Source organism: Weizmannia sp. FSL K6-0777, assembly GCF_038593185.1.
Taxonomy (GTDB): Bacteria; Bacillota; Bacilli; order Bacillales; family Bacillaceae_C; genus Weizmannia; species Weizmannia faecalis.
On record NZ_CP151971.1, the window covers coordinates 654,394 to 672,501 of the forward strand.

The window sequence follows — 18,108 nt, forward strand, 5'->3', positions numbered from 1 at the left end:
TGGATGATTGGCGGCACAAGCGGGCCATTAAAAGCAACGGAAGTCATTAATTCATTGATAAGCAAGTTTAAATCACAATAAAAAACCAATTGGAGGCATTTATGATGAAAAAAGCATTAATTATTTGTGCAGCAGGTATGTCATCTTCTTTAATGGCGAAGAAGACAACGGAATTTTTTAAAACAAAAGGTAAGGAAATTGAAGTCGATGCTGTTTCAGCAAATGAAGGCAATAAGATGATTGAAAAGGGGGACTTTGATTTATATTTAGTCAGCCCACAAACAAAGATGTATTTTCAAAAACTTAAGGAAGCCGGAGAACGCGTAGGAAAGCCAGTTGTAAACATTCCGCCACAAGCCTATATTCCGATTCCAATGGGTGTTGAAAAATTAGGAAATTTAATCTTACAAGAACTGCCAAAAGATTGATTTGCTTATGAGAAAATGGGTCTTCGCTATTTACAATGCACTCACCCGGAAATGCCAAAATTTATGGATAGTCGGAAGGAAGGTGATCTTCAAGCAAGATACCCGTTAAGATGTCTTTTGGATTGGAGGTAATGGATTGCTTAAGCTTTAACGAGTAGCGGGGAGCCATATTTTTAATAAATGAGGGATTTTTATGAATGACGTAGAAAGAGCATTATTTGAAAAAAATCAAAAAAACCAGATGCTTAAATCGATGTACTATAACCGATATTTGCTTGTCAGATATGTTACCGCAATCTTTTTCTTTACGAATGTATATTGGTTAATTTCATTGGTTATGAGTCATTCGTTACTATACCTTCTTCCATTGGCGTTGATCATCGTTGTCATATTGAGCGTTGCGGAACAAGTAAAGATTTATAGCAGCCCGACAAATCATGCTAAATACACAAAGTTTTGTTTCATGACTTTGCTCATTGCAAATGTGATTTTGCTGTTGCCGAGTTGTTTTTCGTCATCTTTCGCTCATTTATATCCATTTTTAATCAATCAAAACAAGTCAAAAGTATTAATTTTAACTGTTTTGATTGCCGGGATATTTTTAAGCGCTTTTATCCTTTATCGGTTATACCAAATTACACATGATGAAGACAAGCATTTTCAACGCATCATGGAGTATGAAAAAGCGATTCGTTAATAATAGAAAAGAGGGGTCTTTATGTCAGAACAAAATAAGGCATTTACTTTTCTTGAAAAGTATCTGATGGGTCCTATGGGGAAAGTAGCATCTTTTCGATTTGTCCGGGCGGTAATGGCTGCCGGGATGGCTTCAATACCATTTACAATCGTAGGATCCATGTTCTTGGTGTTGAACGTATTGCCACAGACTTTAACATTTTTGCAAGGCTTTTTCGATAATACTTTCTTTAGAATTAGTGACTTGTATATGCTGGCAAATAAAGCAACAATGGGAATTTTAGCATTATATTTCAACCTTGTTATTGGTTATGAGTATACAAAAATATATGCTGAAGAAGAAGGGATAAATGTAAACCCGCTAAACGGGGCTTTATTATCCATGTTTGCTTTCTTTATGACGATTCCGGAATTGGTTGCAGGCAATGGAAAAATGTCACTTATCCAAAAAATGAATGATACGACTCATATTATTTTCGGTTGGGAAATGGGCGACAGTGGTGTAAGCCGTTTAGGTTCTTCAGGTATATTTACGGCCATTATTGTTTCTGTTATTGCTGTCCAGTTGTACCGGTTATGTGTAAAACAAAATTGGGTGATTAAAATGCCGGAAGCTGTTCCGGAAGGGGTATCCAGATCGTTCACAGCTTTAATCCCTGCATTTTTAGTCGCTTTTGTGATCTTAATCATCAATGGTATTTTTGTAGCTTTAGGTACAGATATATTTAAAGTTGTCGCTGTTCCATTTAGCTTTGTTACGAATATCGCAAGCAGCTGGCTGGGATTGATGGTGATTTACTTCTTAATCCATGCACTCTGGATCGTAGGTATTCACGGGGCGAATATTATCGGAGCCTTCCTGACGCCAATTACTTTGGCAAATATGGAAGCCAATATTCATGGGGCAAATATTCCATTCGCCGGCGAGTTCCAAAATTCATTTGTCATTATGGGCGGTTCCGGGTCGACTTTAGGATTATGTATCTTTATTGCATTTTTGGCCCGGTCACAGCAATTGAGAATACTAGGAAAAGCGTCCCTTGCTCCTGGCATCTTTAATATTAATGAACCAATATTGTTTGGATTACCAATTGTTTATAATCCATACCTGGCTATCCCGTTTTTCTTAGCGCCTATGGCTACAGCTACAATTGGTTATTTTGCAATTAAATTGCACATTGTTGCGCCACTTATTGCACAAGTGCCATGGCCAACGCCAATCGGTATTGGGGCTTTCATTGGAACAGGTGGGAGCATTATGGCGCCAGTTGTCTCACTCATTTGTGGTGTGGTCGCGTTTATCATATATCTTCCGTTCATCAGAATATATGATAAGAAGTTAGTTGAGCAAGAAAAAGGCGGAGAATCTGTACTCTGATCCTCATCTTGAAATAGAAAAATAAGATGTAGAAATATCCTATGAAAACGATGTTGCACTGCGGGTGAATGAAAGAAGGCGGTTCTTCATAGGAAAATCGCCTTCTTATTTAACTTTTCTCGTTCAGGAAACCAAATAAGATAAATGATGGAGGGTTTACAATGTCAAAAGGCGTTTTACCGGAAAACTTTTTATGGGGCGGAGCAGTAGCAGCCCACCAGCTTGAAGGCGGCTGGAATAAAGGCGGAAAAGGTGTAAGTGTTGCTGATGTAATGACTGCAGGAAGACATGGTGTTCCACGGCAAATTACGGATGGTGTATTAGGAGGTTACTATTATCCTAACCATGAAGCAATCGACTTCTATTCCCGTTATAAAAAAGATATTAAACTGTTCGCAGAAATGGGGTTTAAATGTTTCCGTACTTCTATTGCTTGGACAAGAATTTTTCCAAACGGGGACGATGATGAGCCAAATGAAGAAGGCTTGCAATTTTACGATGATTTGTTTGATGAATTATTAAAATATCATATCGAACCTGTTATTACCCTATCTCATTTTGAATTGCCTTATCATCTTGTGAAAAAATATGGGGGTTTTAGAAACCGGAAATGTATTGATTTTTTTGTGAAATTTTCTGAGACAGTCATGAAACGTTATAAAGATAAAGTAAAATACTGGATGACCTTTAACGAAATCAATAATCAAGCAGATACGAGCATGGATTTTGCAAGCTTCACAAACTCAGGAATTAAATATGAAGAAGGTGAAAACCGGAAACAAACCATGTACCAGGCAGCGCTTTATGAATTAATTGCCAGCGCAAAAGTCGTTAAATTAGGCCACAAAATTAATCCTGACTTTAAGATTGGTTGCATGCTTTCTTTCGTACCTGTATATCCATATTCTTGTCATCCGGACGATGTGATGCTTGCCACGGAAGCGATGCATAATCGTTGGTTCTTTGGTGATGTACATGTTCGTGGGACGATTCCTGATTATACGAAAAAATACTGGGAAAGAAACGGATTTGAAATTGAATATACAAAGGAAGATGAACAAATTCTTAAAGAAGGAACAGTAGATTACATTGGATTTAGCTATTATATGTCTAAAGTAGTCAGCGCCCGTGAAGTAGAAGACAGCCAGCCTGATGGAGAGTTTGGCCGCGTCGTTCGCAATCCTTATGTTCAAGCCAGTGATTGGGGTTGGCAAATTGATCCGGTCGGCCTTCGTTACTCGTTAAATGCTTTATATGAAAGGTACAATATCCCTCTATTTATTGTAGAAAATGGCCTTGGCGCGCGGGATGTCGTTGAAGAGGATGGCACGATTAACGATGATTACCGTATTCAATATTTTCGCGATCATATTCTGGAAATGAAAAAGGCGGTTGAACTGGATGGTGTTGATTTAATGGGTTACACACCGTGGGGATGTATAGATTTAGTGAGTGCTGGAACAGGAGAAATGGAAAAACGTTACGGTTTTATTTATGTGGACAAAGATAATGAAGGGAACGGAACTTTAGAAAGAAAAAAGAAAAAGTCATTTGAATGGTATAGGCATGTCATAAAAACAAATGGAGAAGAGCTTTAACTTTTAGGACGGTCGTTTTTCTAACGTTTACAATAAGAATCATATTCAATCATGGCGTGAAAAAATGGAGTTACAATAAAACTCCATTTTTTCATATACGGGAAGAAAATAGAAATCCCCGGTGAAAAAGCAATAGTTATAAGGAAAGCTACGATATGACAGGCTGCAAAGTATCAAGTATTGGTTTTTTCAACGATTACATCACAGCCCGAAAAAATGGTTGGTTTCCCGAAAACTACAGCTCTTCCTTTGCCAAAAATCTTAGTAATCCATGTAAAAGGGAGTTGTTGGCAGTGGCTATCCTATCAAAACGGCAGAAAGATATATTAATCCTTTTATCTAAGTCAAAAGAACCCGTTACTGCAAGCTGGATGGCAAGAGAATTAGGCGTCAGTGACCGAACGATTCGAAACGAAATTAAGCTCATGCAAAATAATACAGCATCACACGGATTTCAAATTGAATCAACCAGAGGATTGGGATATAGCGTAAAAGTATTAGATGCCGGGCTTTTTTCAAAAATACTCAATGAGATTTCTACGGAGGAACATCATTTAGCGGGTGACTTCACTGATAAAGATACGAGAGTTCTCTATATTTTACGCCGGTTATTGTTAGAAACCGATTTTATTAAAATTGAAAGTTTTATAGATGAGATGTTCGTCTCTTTATCGACATTGCAAAATGACTTAAAGATGGTAAAAGAAATTCTTGATCAATATCATTTAAAGCTAATCAACCGCCCGCACTATGGTTCAAAGGTTGAAGGCGATGAATATATGAAACGTTTGTGTTTATCTAATTTATTGTTGGAGCGGAACCAGGAGGCATTTTTGAAGGAGGATTGTTTACAACTCATTGATCCGGAACTATTTAAAAAGATTAAAGAAGTAATCGTCCAAAAGGTTAATAAATATAAAATTGAAATCTCTGATATATCTTTGGAAAATTTAGCAACGCATATTGCTATCGCCTGCAGAAGAATTCAGGAAGGCTTTGTTATTGAAGAGCTGGCTGATGTTCTGGTCGATGATCATCCATTTGAAAAAATTGTGGCGAACGAAATCATAAAAGAAGTTGAAGATTTTACTTCGTTAACTTTTCCTGAGACAGAAATCGATTATATTATTGTTCATTTATTAGGAACCAAACTTTTACACAAGAAGGAGCTGGCCGAGTTTAGTAAATTTGATGAAGCCGGAACAATTATAAATTGTATGTTAGCTCGTTTAAAGGCTGAATTGAATTGGGACTTTCGCCAAGACCGCGAGTTTATTCAGGCGCTAACGCTGCATATCCGTCCTGCAATGAACCGATTGCGGTACAAAATGAATATCCGGAATCCGTTATTAAACGATATAAAGAAAAAATACCCGGCTGCGTTTGAAGGCGCCATTATTGCCAGCAAATGTATAGAAGAGTATTTGCAAATGGAAGTGGTTGAAGATGAAATTGCCTATATTGCGCTGCATATCGGTGTTGCTCTTGAACGAATGAAATTAAACAAGAAAAAAATAAAAAAAGTACTAATCGTTTGCGCATCGGGCGTAGGGAGTGCAAAATTACTATCCTACCGATTGCAAAATTTGTATGGCCAAGAAATTGAAATTGCCGATACGATTAATTATTACAATTTATCATCATATGATTTATCTTTTATTGACTTGATCATTAGCACTGTGCCTATAAAGGAGGATTTTGGCGTCCCGGTCCAAGTTGTGAATACTTTTTTGGAAGACAAAGACATTCAAGCTATAAATGGTTTTTTATCTAGGACGCAAAATGTGGCAGAAAAATATTTACATCCTTCAAGAATTTTTCTCCAACTGGCATTGCAGGATAAGGAAAGCGTGATTCGATTTTTATGTGATGAACTGTATAAGCAGAAGCTTGTACCGAAGGATTATGTAAACCTTGTTTTAGAAAGGGAGTCGATTACGCCAACCTGTTTTGGAAATCTCGTAGCCATTCCCCATCCAATGGTGCCCGTAACGAAGGAAACGTTTTGGACAGTATGTACGCTAAAAAGCCCTATCCATTGGCATGGACAGCAAATGGTTCAATTTGTTTGTTTGTTGAATATTAAAGAAGGCACGCAAACGGATTTAGATGATATGTATAAAAAGCTCATTTCGATTATCGAAAACAGGTCTGTTGTGCAAAAAATCATCAAAAGCAAAACGGCTGATGAGTTAATGGCATTTATAAAATAATTGAGCCCCGTATCGCCACCATTTGTAAGAAGAATATTTTTCCCAGCCATTTCCCCGAAGGAGACTTTACCCGCCATCCGCGTTATAAAGCACAAAACTTGTCCGGTTTTGTGCTTTATATTTCCTGGAGAAAACCTTACATAAAAACAAAAAGTTTGTGAATATTCTTTACATCTTCCTTGCCCTGTGCGGTTTTCTAAAGGATAATATTTGTAACCTGCAGCAGAAGGAGTAAAGACACGTGAAAACTTAAAAATGAGGAGTGAGCAAATGAAAACGGTCCAACTGAACAGCCGGATAGCTTTCGGCCAACGTCTACCGCTTGTATTGATTGCCGGCCCGTGCGTAATTGAAAGTGAAACGATGGCCATGGAAACAGCCGCAACCCTTCAAACCATTGCCGGAAAACTCGGCATTCCTTTCGTTTTTAAAGCTTCTTTCGACAAAGCCAACCGATCATCCATTTTTTCCAAACGGGGCCCGGGACTGGAAAAAGGGCTCGAAATACTTGACCGGATTAAAAATGTATTTGGCGTACCGGTCACGTCCGATATTCATGAGCCGCACCAGGCAAAAGCAGCCGGGGAAGTGCTCGACATACTGCAAATCCCCGCTTTCCTTTGCCGCCAGACCGATTTGCTGCTTGCCGCCGCCGCGACGGGCAAAATCGTGAATGTCAAAAAAGGGCAGTTTTTGGCGCCTTGGGATATGAAAAACGTCATTCAAAAACTGGAGGAATCCGGCACCGACAAAATTCTTCTTACAGAACGCGGTTCGACATTCGGCTACAATAACCTGGTGGTGGATATGCGTGCACTTCCGGAAATGCGCAGATTAGGGTATCCGGTCGTGTTTGACGCCACCCATAGTGTCCAAATACCGGGCGGAAATGGGACTTCAACAGGCGGAAAGCGTGCGTTTGTCCCGTATCTCGCAAGGGCAGCGGCGGCTTGCGGGATCGATGCGTTGTTTCTAGAAGCCCATCCTGATCCGGACCAGGCCTGGTCGGATGGCCCGAATATGGTGAAACTGGATGATCTTGAAGAAATGTTAAAGCCAGTTATTGAAATTGATCGCATGATAAAAGAACAAACGGCAGCAAACATTCATTAACGGAGGTGAATAGGATGTTAAAAGATTTCAAACGAAGCATCAATTATGTCGAAAGCGTCCGTGAAGTGCTGGAAAAAGAGGCCAATGAGATTTTAAAGCTGAAGGACCGGATCAATTTTCGTATAAATGAAGGCATTGAAATGATATTGGCGTGCGAAGGCAGAGTCATTTTTACAGGAATGGGGAAATCGGGCATCATCGGCCGGAAACTTGCTTCCACATTTGCAAGCACCGGTACCCCGGCATTTTTCCTTCACCCGGGAGAAGCACTGCACGGCGATCTTGGAAAAATAACAAAAGAAGACATCCTCATTGCCATTTCCAACAGCGGGGAAACGTCGGAAATATTAAATATGATCCCTTCCATCAAAAGGATCGGCGCAAAAATGATTGCCATTTCCGGTTCACGCAAGTCGACACTGGCGCGGCGTTCGAATCTGGTGATGGATATCGGTGAAGTTGAGGAAGCGTGCCCGCTCGGCCTTGCCCCGACTTCTACAACTACCGTCACGCTTGCACTCGGGGATGCGATTGCGGTTGCCCTTTTGAAGGCAAGGGATTTTAAACCTGAAAACTTTGCGCTTTTCCATCCCGGTGGCTCGCTTGGCCGGCGTTTGCTTCTCACGGTTGGCCATGTGGCTAAACGGAAAAGGATGAACCCGGTTGCCGGAATGGACACCGGCATAAAGGAAGCATTATTTATGATGACGGAAGCGGGGGCGGGGGCTGTTTCAGTTATTGACGATCGGGGACGGCTGGCCGGCATTTTAACGGACGGCGATATCCGGCGTGAGCTTTTAAACGGCCATGAAGTACTGGATAAAAAAGTAGCAGATTTGTATACAAAATATCCGGTTTGCGTCAGTGAGCATCAGCTGGCAGCGGAAGCATTGCGGATAATGGAAGACCACGCTTTCAAAGTGCTTCCGGTTGTTGCCGGCCAGAACCCGGTTGCCATGCTCCATATTCAGGATTTGGTCCAGACTATATAAGCAAAAGAACAAGAAAAAAATTTTTTTGAATGGATAGAGCGGATTCATAAAGAATACCGCTTTTTTTGGTGTTTGCCGCCAATATTTGCGCAGCAGCAGTTTGTTTTTTCGGTGACACCACGCAAAAATTTCGGTGACAATGGCGCTGCGGCCTATTAAAATAGGTGATAAGATCTTGTGAATTAACGGGGGAGGGATTGTTTTGTTAAGGGTAAACAATGTGTCAGTAGAGATAGAGAAGACGAAAATTTTGGAAGATATAAGTTTCTCTGCTGAACCAGGGGAGATTATTGGCCTGGTTGCTCCAAATGGATCCGGCAAGACGACGCTTTTAAATGCGATATCCAACCTGATTCCTGCTTCAAAAGGCGAAATCAGTATTTACGGCATGAACTATAAGATGCATCGGGAAAAAATCCTTAAAAAAATATTTTTTTTGCAAGACCATACAGTATTGTATCCAAATTTAACAGGGAGAGAGCATTTAAAACTTGTACAAAGATTATGGGAGAGCAAACAAGAATGTGACGCTGTTATAGAAAAATTAAGCATGGGTTCCTATATCGACAAAAGGGTTTCAAAATATTCACTTGGCATGCAGCAAAGGCTGCTATTTGGGATGTGCTTGATCAGTTCTTGTGATTTGCTATTGATGGACGAGCCGATGAATGGGCTGGACCCATCCAATATTAAACTGATAAGCAAATCCATTAAGCAACTTAGAGACGAAAATAAAATTGTATTATTTTCTTCCCATATTCTGAACAATGTTGATGAATTATGTGATCGTGTCATCTTTTTAAAGCAAGGAAGAATGGTTTACGAAAGCAGAAAAAATAATCCGGACTTTAATAAATACATCATCATTAAGCTAGAGAATGGGAATGATGCAGATAAAGTTCTTTCCCTGTTTAAAGATGAAGAGATTAAAAATGCCACAGCCAATGAAGTATGGGCGGAGATAGATTCAAGTAAAAGCTCCTTTGTGGTAAATCAGGCATTCGAACAAGACATGAAATTTAAATCATTTTTCATTGGGCAAAAAGGCAGCCAACAAATTTATGAGGAAATATACGAAGGTGAAGATAAATGGGGCTAATCAAGTTAGAGACATTGCGATTCATTAGAAATAAAAAAAATATGACTGTTTTTATTGCTGCTATTTTGATTGTTTTCATTTTGTTTGCAATTACTTTTGTAGGAGCAAAGAGAACGGACCCGCTCAATGAATATCAGCATAACAAATCCTCACTGGAAAATGCCATTTCACACATGGAATCAAATCCAAATAAGAGTGAAGCAAAGAAGAAAGCGATTGCGGGTTTGCAGGAGGAATTACGCCTTCGAACCGAACAAATACAAGCTCATGAAGCAGGGGATTGGAAGCAAGAACTAAAATTGCAGATCGCTTTAGATAAAAAATTAATTGCCAATATTAATGCTGGAAAAATGGTTTTCAGTGATAAAAAAATTGTTCCGCAGACAGAAAAAGCAATACAGCTCAATACCATTCTGCTTCAACAAAATATTCATCCGGTAATAGAGTCATACGAAACCCCGGGTATTAACTTTACATATCGCATTCTTTTTTACGTATTCCCGTTCTTAATGCCTCTTCTCATTGCTGTTTTAATTGGTGATATTTCAACAAGAGACAAACAAGGCGGTATTAATCAATTTGTAAATGTTTTGCCAGTGAAACTCAAGAAAATATTGGATACGAGAATCTTCACTTCATTTGTTTACAGCCTTGCCATTACGATTGTTATCCTGGTTGTTGCGCTCATTATTGGTAGCATCATAAGCCATTTGGGCAGTTGGAAGTACCCTGTGGCGATCAATTTAAACGGGACAGAAGTATTGTGGATTTCAATAACCCGGTTTTTGGGCAGATCGCTTTTATTGATTCTATGTCTTCTATTATTTATTTCTGTTTTCACACAGTTTTTAAATACCTTTATTCGAAATCAATTGCTTCTGATGCTCGTTTTGGTGGCTTGTTTTTGTTTTGAGGAAATGATGAGCGGATTTAAGACAAAGTTGTATGCTGTTATGCATATTATCCCTTTTACATTTGTGGATGTGCCGAATATAGTGAATGGAGAAAGTGCAGCAAAATTCAGGAATGAGTATATCAATACTACAGACGGAGTCATTACGCTTCTCCTTTCATCATTGCTGTTTTATTTTCTCACCATATGGATTATCCATAAGAAAAACAAAATTTAAAAAAAGCTTGACGAATCCGAAAAAAAGGGATAAATTGAACGTAAGCAATTTTTAGGTTCGTTGTGTAATTTCTTTTGCGGCGTTGATGGCAAATTTCATATTGGTATTTTCTTATCAAGAGAGGTTGAGGGAATGGCCCGATGAAGCCTCAGCAACCTTCAATGCTTTTACGCATTGAAAAGGTGCTAAGTCCTGCAAGTTATGGGATCATAACTTGAAAGATAAGAAGATGGTTCATGCACGAAAGGAATGGCCTTCTTCTTATTGGAGAAGGCTTTTTGATTTTAAGTGAGGGAGTGTCCATCATGTATCATACAGAAACAAAACTTGCACAAATCGGAAATCGCAGTGACCGCGTGACAGGTGCGGTGAACCCGCCTGTTTATTTTTCTACCGCTTACCGCCACGAAGGCATTGGGCAGTCAACCGGTTTCGATTATTCCCGTACCGGCAACCCGACGCGCCAGTTGCTTGAAGAAGCGATTGCGGATCTGGAGGGCGGGGACCGCGGGTTTGCGTGCAGTTCCGGCATGGCTGCGATTTTCACTGTTTTATCTTTGTTCCAGGCCGGCGATGAGTGGATTGTGAGTGATGATTTATATGGCGGCACCTACCGCCTGCTGGAGCAGGGATATAAAAAATGGGGGCTTTGTTGTAAGTACGTGAATACGTGCAACCCGGAAAATATTGAACAAGAAATCACCCCGAAAACGAAAGCCATTTTCCTCGAAACGCCGACAAACCCCCTCATGCAGCAGACGGATATCGGCGCAGTGGCTGAAATTGCGAAAAGGCACGGAATCCTGCTGATTGTAGACAATACTTTTTACACCCCGCTTTTGCAGCAGCCGATTAAAGAAGGCGCTGATATTGTAGTCCATAGCGCGACGAAATATCTTGGCGGGCATAACGACGTGCTGGCCGGTCTGATCGTGGCAAAGGGTGCTGAACTTTGCGAGCAGCTTTTTCTGTACCATAACGGTGCCGGCGCCACCCTCAGTCCGTTTGATTCGTGGCTTCTGATGCGCGGCATGAAAACGCTGGCGCTTAGGATGGAAAAACACGAAAAAAATGCAAAAGCTGTGGCGGCATTTTTAAGCGCGCATCCGGATGTAAAAGATGTGCTGTATCCGGGCCGCGGCGGGATGCTTTCTTTCCGTGTAAAAGAAGAATCATGGGTCGACCCGTTTTTACGCGGCCTGTCTTTGATTACATTTGCCGAAAGCCTCGGTGGGACGGAAAGTTTTATCACTTACCCGGCTACACAGACGCATGCCGACATTCCGGAAGAAAAACGGATTGCTTCAGGCGTAGACAATTGCCTTTTGCGCTTTTCAGTCGGAATTGAAAATGAACGCGATTTGCTTGCAGATATTGAAAAAGCTTTTGCCAACATTCACGAAGGGGTGCAAACACGATGACAAATGAAGATTATTCTTTTCAAACGAGGCTTTTACATAACAGCCATAAAATAGACCCGGCGACCGGTGCTGTGAGTGTACCGATCCAGCATGCTTCGACATACCACCAGGCGGACATTGACCAGTTCGGTAAATACGATTACAGCCGCTCGCTCAATCCAACGAGGGAAGCGCTCGAGGATGTCATCGCCGAACTCGAAGGCGGTGTCAAAGGTTTCGCGTTTGCTTCCGGGATGGCGGCGATTTCAACCGCGTTTCTGCTTTTGTCGGCGGGCGACCATGTTGTCATCACCGAAGATGTGTATGGCGGCACGTTCCGGATGGTGACAGAAGTCCTGACCCGGCTTGGTATTGAACATACATTTGTAGATATGACCAACCTTGAAGAAGTGCGGCAGGCCGTCCGCCCGAACACGAAGGCTTTTTATGTGGAAACCCCTTCAAACCCGCTTTTAAAAGTGACGGATATCCGTGCGGTGAGTGAACTGGCAAAGGAAACCGGGGCGCTCACCTTTGTCGACAACACCTTTTTAACGCCTGCCCTGCAGCGCCCGCTTGAACTCGGGGCGGATATCGTGCTGCACAGCGCGACGAAATTTTTAGCAGGGCACAGCGATGTCGTTGCTGGGCTTGCGGTTGTAAAAGATGAAGCATTGGCAGCGCGCCTCGGATTTTTGCAAAATTCATTCGGGGCGGTGCTCGGCGTCCAGGATGCATGGCTCGTTTTGCGCGGGTTGAAAACGTTGCATGTGCGGCTGCTCCAATCGCAGCAGTCAGCGGTGAAAATCGCACATTTTCTTGATGCGCATCCGCTTGTGCGAAACGTGTATTATCCGGGGCTCGGGCACCATCCGCAGCATGCGCTTCAAAAGCTAGAGGCACAAGGGCCGGGCGCGGTATTGTCGTTTGAACTGGAAGATGAGGAAGCGCTCCGGACATTCGTCAGCCATGTGAAAATTCCGGTCTTTGCCGTCAGCCTCGGCGCTGTAGAATCGATTCTGTCCTATCCGGCAAAAATGTCCCACGCCGCAATGCCGCCTGAGGACCGAAGAAAACGCGGCATCTCCGACAGCTTGTTGCGCTTATCGGTTGGCCTCGAAAATCCGGATGATCTGATTGCCGATTTCGAGCAGGCTTTTTCGTACACGAAAGCGGGCACAACCGTGAAATAATGGACAAACGGCTGCAGGGAATCCGCCCTGATCGGCGGGATTCCCCGTTTCAAAATAGACGCCCGGGCTTATTTTGAAACGCGAATGGAGGCACGCCCCGTCCGTACGTATGACAAAAAACTGCACCACAGAAGCCGCTGAAAAAGCCCGAAAGAAAACATAAAAACGGCGGGAAACCACTGTAAAAAGTGTCCCGCCGCTTTTTTCTGTTTTTTGTGTAAAGGAAAGGAACGCCTGCATTCACAATCCGGAAATCGGCCGGGTAACCGTCCTGCCTGGTTTCAACGTTTCTGTACGGCCGCCTATATGGATGTCCAGCGCATCTCCTTCCAGCAATGTCACTTTAAACGCATGGCGCGCCACTTCCACCTGAAACTTGCGGTTTTGGTAGGTGAGGCGAAATAAATAGCGGTCCCATTGTTCCGGAATGGTAGGATTTAGAAAAAACCCGTTTTCTTTGATCCGGACGCCGCCGAATCCGTACACGATTGATAGCCATGTCCCGCCCATATTGGCCATATGCAGGCCGTCCTTTGTATTGCCATGTGTGTTATCAAGATCAAGGCGGGCTGTTTCGATAAAATAATGATACGCTTTTTCCGCTTCGCCGAGCCTAGACGCCATTATGCTGAAAATGCATGTGGACAGTGATGAATCGTGTGTCGTGACTTTTTCATAATAATGATACGAGTTTCGGATCGTTTCCGGATTTGCCTCGTCTTCCAGCAAAAAATGCGCGAGCACCGTGTCTGCCTGTTTGCATACTTGGTACCGGTAAATCGTGAGCGGATGGTAATGCAAAAGGAGCGGGTAATGGTCTTTCGGCGTATGTTCAAAGTCCCAGACCGCTTTATCGAGAAAGCTGTCATCCTGTTTGTGGATGCCGCGTTTTTCATCATAAGGGAGATACATCGCATCCGCCGCTTTCAGCCAGCTTGCCGCTTCTTCGTCCGTTAAACCAAGCCGTGCAGCAAATGCCGCAAAATAGGCATCATCTGTTTCTTTCAGCCAGTGATAAAATTTGTGAGCTGATTTCAAATTATATTTTGCCATCACATTTGTATAGTAATTGTTGTTGACGATGGCTGTGTACTCATCCGGCCCGGTCACATCTTCAATCGCAAATTTGCCGTCTTTTTCCCGGTAATGGCCAACCTCAAGCCAAAGCCGCGCCGTTTCCACGAGAATTTCGACGCCGTATTGCTTCATAAAGTCCTGATCTTGGGTGGCATACCAGTATTGCATATAACTGTAAGCGATGTCCGCGCTGATATGATACTGCGCTGTGCCGGCAGGGAAATACGGGGAGCATTCCGTGCCGGAAATCGTCCGCCACGGAAATAGCGCACCTTTTTGATGGCCCATCTCTTTTGCCCTTGCCAGTGCGTGGTCAAGGATATGGTAGCGGTACAGCAGCAAATGCCGCGCGAGTTCCGGATGGATCAACAGAAACACCGGGAAAATGTAAATCTCCGTGTCCCAAAAGTAATGCCCTTCATAACCTTCCCCGGACAGCCCTTTTGCCGCAATATTGCTGGCGGTGTCTTTTCCGACAGATTGCAGGAGCTGGTACAGATTGAAACGGATCCCTTCCTGCAGTTTCGGATCGCCGTCAATTTCAATGTCCGCTGCTTGCCAGTAAGTGGCTAAATATTGCTCCTGCTCCCGTAATAGTGCTGAAAAATCTTTGCCTTGCATGCTTTTTAGGATGGCCGCCGCCTTTTCTGCGATATGGTCCCCGTGGCGGAGCGTGTCCGTATAGATCGCAAATTTTGTAAGGGACACCGGCTCGCCGTGTTTGAAATCGATGATTGCGTGCACTTTTTGTTCGTCTTGTTCATAATGGCATTCGCAAGAGACGGAAACGGCGTGGGTTGCGGCACAAGCCATTTCAAGCCCGGAAGCAAATGTGCGGACACGCAGTACAATCGTGCCTCTGTCCTCTGCCACTTTTGTCACAGCCAGCTTTTTTGCATGGGCAGATCCGGTCCGCGGGTCGTTTTTATCGACATAATTTTGCACATCACCGTTGACAGTGGAAATCACCCGCACCGGCCCGGAAAAGTTTACCGGCTCCATTTTCACTTGAATCGCAAACAGTTCCCGCTGTGTAAAAGAAACCAACCGTGAAAAAGTGAGCTTGATTTCTTTTCCGGAAGGCGATTTCCAATGGATGGCGCGTTCGGAAAACCCGCGTTTCATGTGCAAAGTTTGGGAAAAACCGAGAACTTCCCCTTCAAAAAGAGAAAAGCGTTCTTTTTCTTCTCCAAGAAAAATTTCGATGGTCTGCGCATCGATCACATTCAGCATTTTCTGACCGGTTTCCGGGAATCCGTACGCTTTTTCCCCGTACTGGATTTCTGTAATGTCATAAAAAGCATTCAAATATGTGCCGCGGATAGAAGGGATTTCTTCCGGGTAGCCTTCTTCAAAGTTTCCGCGCACGCCAAGATAGCCATTCCCGAGTGCAAATAAGCTTTCATTGACCAGCAGCATTTGTTTGTCCAATTCGTGTTTCGTGATTTCCCATGTCATACGCTGTTCCTCCAAAAATTCCAAATTCGAAGATGGCATGGTGCCAAGCGCCCTTTTTTCTTATGGTCCGGCCGGGAAGCCCTTTTTTCGCTCATATCGGATCGACCGCCGGCTCATGTATTCATCCAGGGGTCACACACCGGCAGGCAGGATTCCGGAAAATGTCGCGCGTTATACCGAGGGAAAACTTTTCCACTGCCGGAAATTTTTATTCTTTCACCCCACCTGTTGTAAGGCCGGAGACGATTTGTTTCTGGAACAGAAGGACGATGATCAAAGTCGGGACCGTGACGACTGTGGTAGCGGCAGCGACCTGTCCCCAAAGTATTTCGAACTGGGTGCGGAGGAAAGAAATCGCGACCGGCACAGTATGATAATTAGCGTCCGAATTTAAGGTAATCGTCAGCAAAAATTCGTTCCACGCGGCAATGAATGTAATAATCGCAGTTGTAAAAACACCTGGCGCGGCAAGCGGGAAGACAATCCGGAACAGCGTCTGGACCGGCGTCGCACCGTCAATTTTTGCCGATTCTTCAAGTGCGAGCGGAATCTGGTTGAAATGCGTCACCAGGATCCATACCGCAGTCGGCAGGGTGATCGTCGAATACGGCAGGACAATCGCATACGAGTTCGTTAAATGCAAATGCAGGAACAAATTATAAATCGGCCCGGTGACAATCATTTGCGGGAACATCGAAACCGCCAGAATCAGCCCGAGCAACAGGTTTTTCCCTTTGAAATCAAAGCGTGAAATCGCGTAAGCCGTAAACGTGGCAATTAAAATAATGTAAACCGTTGTCGTTGTCGCAACGATAAAACTGTTTTTCACCGATGTCAGGATCCCTTTTTGGAAAATCTGCGTGTAATTTTCCCATGTCGGATGATGGGCAAAGACCCGAAAAGCCCCGTCGCCAAAAATTTCCCCGGAAGGTTTAAAGGAGGTGATAAAAATCCAGAAAAACGGAAATATCATCCCAAATAAAAATACGGCAATCAGGGCGATGATGAGCACATTCCATTTGCGGTTCGTTTTCATGGCCATCCCTCCTTAGTTTTTATCCATCAAATTGGCGCCGAGCACTTTAATGTAAATGGTTGCGATGATGGCGACGCAAATAAACATGATGATGACAATGACGGAGCCGTAGCCGAAGTTGGTTTGCCCGAACATCGTTTTGTAACCGTAGACAGACATGGTTTCTGTTGCCCCGCCCGGACCGCCGCCTGTCAGAACGTAAATCAGGTCGAAAACGCGAAAAGCGTCAAGTGTCCTGAACAGCAGTGCGACTAAAATAGAAGGCTTCAGCATTGGTAGCGTAATTTTGAAAAATTGCTGGATTTTTGTTGCGCCGTCAATGGATGCGGCTTCATACAACCCTTTGGAAATGTTTTGCAGGCCGGCAAGCAGCAAAAGGGCCATATAAGGTGTTGTTTTCCAAACGTCGGCTAAGATCGTGGATACCATCGCGCCGGATCCCGTTAATAGCAGAATGCGCGAATCGCTGATTAGCCCTATGGATTGGAAAAAATGCGCGACAACACCGCTTGTGCCGTCATACAAATAACTCCACATGAGCGCGGCAACCGCGGTCGGAATTGCCCACGGGATCAGCGAAGTTGTCCTTACAATGCCTTGCCCTCTGAACGCTTTGTTCATAATCATGGCGAGGCCGAGGCCGAGGACGAACTCAAGGAAAACCGAAACGACGGTAAAGAGCACGGTATTCCATAAGGCATGCCCGAGTCGTTTGTCATGCAATGCTTCTTTATAAGACTTGAAGCCGATGAAGTTGGAGGGTACAAAGCTGCTTTTAAAATCTTTTACAATTTTTGATAAATTTTTTCCGTTTTGCGTATTGTATTTGGCGTTGATTTCCTTTACCAGTTTGGATGAGTCGGTATAAAGGCCCATCAGCTTTTTCTGGTCGGCCTGGCTGATTTTTTGGACGCCTTTTCTGCCTTTATACTGCTTGGCAACATTGGCAACGCGATGGACCAGCTTGTCGACTTTTTGCCGGTCGGCCGGGTCGGTGATTTTTTCCCGGTCTTCTGTTAGAAACAGCCTGACATACGTTTGCGTTTCGTCAAATAAATCGAAATTATAGCGCGGGCTCATGTACAGCCCCGATTTTTGCTGGTTATTCAGCTGATAATCAAAAAAGGTATAGCGGAGTGACTGAAAAATCGGCCACAGCGAGAATACGCCGATAAACAGCAGGGCTGGAAGGATAAATAAAAAAGCCTGCAAGCGGTTCTTCTTCATGATGCTGGCACCTCTTTTCACTGTAATGTTTCTTCCCGTACGGAGGATGCACAGTTTATGCAGCGCCCCC

The 18,108-nt window shown here is 43.3% G+C and carries 14 protein-coding genes and 1 riboswitch; of the genes, 11 read left to right on the plus strand and 3 right to left on the minus strand.

What is annotated here, in order from left to right:
* Positions 1–104: 104 nt before the first annotated feature.
* The 11 genes from NST70_RS03025 (at position 105) to metC (ending at position 13,240) form a co-directional block, all read left to right on the plus strand.
* Positions 105–428 carry a PTS cellobiose transporter subunit IIB gene (locus tag NST70_RS03025; protein WP_017552257.1) on the plus strand — a complete coding sequence of 108 codons (324 nt, stop codon included), beginning with the start codon at positions 105–107 and terminating at the stop codon, positions 426–428.
* 193 nt (positions 429–621) lie between these two features.
* Positions 622–1,125, plus strand: coding sequence for a hypothetical protein (locus NST70_RS03030; RefSeq protein WP_017552256.1), 504 nt, complete (start codon positions 622–624; stop codon positions 1,123–1,125).
* Between the two features lie 21 nt (positions 1,126–1,146).
* On the plus strand, positions 1,147–2,502 hold the full coding sequence (gene celB / locus NST70_RS03035; RefSeq protein ID WP_017552255.1) for a PTS cellobiose transporter subunit IIC: 1,356 nt from the start codon (positions 1,147–1,149) through the stop codon (positions 2,500–2,502).
* Between the two features lie 161 nt (positions 2,503–2,663).
* Entirely contained in the window at positions 2,664–4,100 is a 1,437-nt protein-coding gene (locus tag NST70_RS03040; protein ID WP_017552254.1) for a 6-phospho-beta-glucosidase, read from the plus strand.
* A 155-nt stretch (positions 4,101–4,255) separates the two neighbouring features.
* Positions 4,256–6,313, plus strand: a complete 2,058-nt coding sequence (locus NST70_RS03045; RefSeq protein ID WP_237340463.1) for a BglG family transcription antiterminator — start codon at positions 4,256–4,258, stop codon at positions 6,311–6,313.
* A gap of 270 nt (positions 6,314–6,583) precedes the next feature.
* Positions 6,584–7,426: a 3-deoxy-8-phosphooctulonate synthase gene (gene kdsA, locus NST70_RS03050; RefSeq protein ID WP_014096054.1), complete on the plus strand. Its 843-nt coding sequence runs from the start codon at positions 6,584–6,586 to the stop codon at positions 7,424–7,426.
* Positions 7,427–7,440: 14 nt separating this feature from the next.
* A complete protein-coding gene (locus NST70_RS03055; RefSeq protein WP_342475712.1) occupies positions 7,441–8,418 on the plus strand; it encodes a KpsF/GutQ family sugar-phosphate isomerase in 978 nt (325 codons plus the stop codon).
* 202 nt (positions 8,419–8,620) lie between these two features.
* Positions 8,621–9,517 carry an ABC transporter ATP-binding protein gene (locus NST70_RS03060; RefSeq protein WP_342475714.1) on the plus strand — a complete coding sequence of 299 codons (897 nt, stop codon included), beginning with the start codon at positions 8,621–8,623 and terminating at the stop codon, positions 9,515–9,517.
* Entirely contained in the window at positions 9,508–10,647 is a 1,140-nt protein-coding gene (locus NST70_RS03065) for an ABC transporter permease (protein WP_342475716.1), read from the plus strand. Before NST70_RS03060 ends, NST70_RS03065 begins: the two co-directional genes overlap by 10 nt.
* Positions 10,648–10,755: 108 nt before the next feature.
* Positions 10,756–10,875, plus strand: a riboswitch (SAM riboswitch).
* A 77-nt stretch (positions 10,876–10,952) separates the two neighbouring features.
* Positions 10,953–12,068 (plus strand): methionine biosynthesis PLP-dependent protein, encoded by a 1,116-nt coding sequence (locus tag NST70_RS03070; RefSeq protein ID WP_026104684.1) that lies wholly within the window; start codon positions 10,953–10,955, stop codon positions 12,066–12,068.
* Entirely contained in the window at positions 12,065–13,240 is a 1,176-nt protein-coding gene (gene metC, locus NST70_RS03075; RefSeq protein ID WP_017552247.1) for a cystathionine beta-lyase, read from the plus strand. The genes NST70_RS03070 and metC overlap by 4 nt, the downstream gene beginning before the upstream one ends.
* Positions 13,241–13,480: 240 nt before the next feature.
* On the opposite strand, the gene NST70_RS03080 is transcribed toward metC, so the two are convergent.
* The 3 genes from NST70_RS03080 to NST70_RS03090 form a co-directional block, all read right to left on the minus strand.
* Positions 13,481–15,775 carry a glycosyl hydrolase family 65 protein gene (locus NST70_RS03080; protein ID WP_046721866.1) on the minus strand — a complete coding sequence of 765 codons (2,295 nt, stop codon included), beginning with the start codon at positions 15,773–15,775 and terminating at the stop codon, positions 13,481–13,483.
* A 208-nt stretch (positions 15,776–15,983) separates the two neighbouring features.
* The gene (locus tag NST70_RS03085; protein WP_013858456.1) at positions 15,984–16,811 is read right to left on the minus strand and encodes a carbohydrate ABC transporter permease; all 828 of its coding nucleotides are present in this window, start codon (positions 16,809–16,811) and stop codon (positions 15,984–15,986) included.
* 12 nt (positions 16,812–16,823) lie between these two features.
* Entirely contained in the window at positions 16,824–18,038 is a 1,215-nt protein-coding gene (locus tag NST70_RS03090) for a sugar ABC transporter permease (protein ID WP_104851228.1), read from the minus strand.
* Positions 18,039–18,108 lie beyond the last annotated feature (70 nt).